The sequence below is a fragment of the Candidatus Symbiopectobacterium sp. genome, assembly GCF_020054415.1.
Taxonomy (GTDB): domain Bacteria; phylum Pseudomonadota; class Gammaproteobacteria; order Enterobacterales; family Enterobacteriaceae; genus Symbiopectobacterium.
Genome location: NZ_JAHWCO010000556.1, coordinates 1 through 1,409, shown reverse-complemented (window position 1 = coordinate 1,409; position 1,409 = coordinate 1). Strand labels below are relative to the sequence as shown.

Here is a 1,409-nt window from a genome sequence, read left to right as displayed (position 1 = left end):
TGAAGCCATGGCCATGGTCAAAGCGCTTAACCGGATCACGCTATTAGGAATGCCGAACAGTATTCGCATCACGTAACAATCGACCCGTATGGGGCGCAGTCGTTACAAGTTCTGATTTATTCAACAAAGCCCCAAAACTGGCTTGGCAAAACAGCATGACTCACTATTATTCAACAAAGCCGTTTTTTTACTGAAAAAAGCGGGTTAGGTTTTAGCCTAGGCAGGTGATATACCTATTGACATCTTTTTTAGATGGTATGCTATTTTTCGTTAAAAACGTGTTGTACCCGACGTGTTTTGCACAAATGCGATTATTTGTTCAGCATGCCTGTACGATTGAGGCTGCATTGTGTCCGAATGAACTTTTCATGTGAAGTGACATTATTGACCTAAGCAATAATGCAGGTTATCACCACCGTGCCGGTGGTGATAACAGAAAATAGAGGCGTGTTTATCGTGGTGCTACAGTTACGTTCTGTCCATTGCTGGACATGGCAACACGTTGGCCTACGCTGAAACGGGTATCACCTTGGCGTTGCACAACCATGATGGTGGTGCCATCATCACGACGGATTTCCAATTCGACGCCCTGAACGCGGTTCATCGCACCTTGTGCACTTTGCCCCGCTACGCCACCCGCTACAGCGCCTGCTGCGGTTGCCAGTGAACGACCCGTACCACCACCGACGGTGTTACCCAGGAACCCACCCAGTACTGCGCCACCAATAGCGCCCATGGTGCCATTCTCATCGCCAGCCTGAATCTGTACAGGTCGTAATGAAACGATGGTGCCATAAGTTACAGTACGAACCTGTTTGGCTTCAGAGGCGCGATAAACGTCACCGGAAAGCGAACTGGTGTTGGCACAGCCCGCCAATGTCATACCGGCTAAAGTAATCACAAGTAAACGCTTCATCATATATAAGACTCCTGTAATCGCAATGTGTCAGCTTTCCGTTACTGAAGGCTAACGTGGTAATGCTTATCAAACGGTCACTGCGAAACGCCAAATTGGCCGTTGCGCACAACTCACCCTGATATAATAGGATTATATTGATAATGAAAAATGGCTAAAGCTCCTTGCCGCCACTATTCTCTTTCATCCTATTGGCGCATATGTTCATTTTATAGCAAAAAATGGCCTTTTTTTCCTCAAAATAAACGCGCATTCGAAGAATAGGATAACGAATCCGCCGTAGAATGAAGAATACCTGAGCCGTTCGTACGCTCGCCATGTTATTTTGTAAACAAGTGCAGCTTGGTTTATGTGTACTAGCTTAGACCTGATCTGACAGTTACCGATTATTTATACAGGTGTCTGTCAGATTACATCTGGTTCAGATTCTTTTCTGCCCAGATCCGTTTTCCATCGAGTAAAGTGGCCATCGGCGTACGCCCGCAGCACATTT

The 1,409-nt window shown here is 46.4% G+C and carries 1 protein-coding gene and 1 pseudogene; one reads left to right on the top strand and one right to left on the bottom strand.

What is annotated here, in order from left to right:
- Nucleotides 1–76: pseudogene (locus QZ506_RS16355) on the top strand (lipoprotein); the annotation flags it as partial.
- Nucleotides 77–451: 375 nt separating this feature from the next.
- On the opposite strand, the gene QZ506_RS16350 reads toward QZ506_RS16355, so the two are convergent.
- A complete protein-coding gene (locus tag QZ506_RS16350) occupies nucleotides 452–919 on the bottom strand; it encodes a glycine zipper 2TM domain-containing protein (protein ID WP_291972512.1) in 468 nt (155 codons plus the stop codon).
- Nucleotides 920–1,409 lie beyond the last annotated feature (490 nt).